Source organism: Oribacterium sp. (genome assembly GCF_057249185.1).
In genome coordinates, this window is the sequence record NZ_DBHIGR010000050.1 from 1 (window position 1) to 274 (window position 274).

The following is a 274-nucleotide window of genomic DNA, read 5'->3' on the forward strand; positions in this document are numbered from 1 at the left end:
CATAGGTATTTTTCAGGATGGATTCCATCTCCTTACAGTCATAGTGTACGGTAGCAGGATTTTTCTTTCCGGCAATGTAGTCCGGAATAAAGTCCATGGGGCCCGGTCGATACAGAGCTACTCCCGCAATAATGTCATCCAGACAGGAGGGCTGTAAGCGCTTCATAAAGTTTACCATCCCCGCAGATTCCAGCTGGAACACGCCGGCACAATCTCCTTTGGAAAGCATGGCATAAACCTTGGCATCATCATAGGGCAGTTTATCCAAGTCCAG

The 274-nt window shown here is 48.2% G+C and carries 1 protein-coding gene; it reads right to left on the minus strand.

Translation table 11 applies throughout. The features are described 5' to 3' along the window. On the minus strand, positions 1-274 hold a 274-nt coding region (locus ACO4PX_RS04355), incomplete at both ends, for a hypothetical protein (protein WP_485571659.1).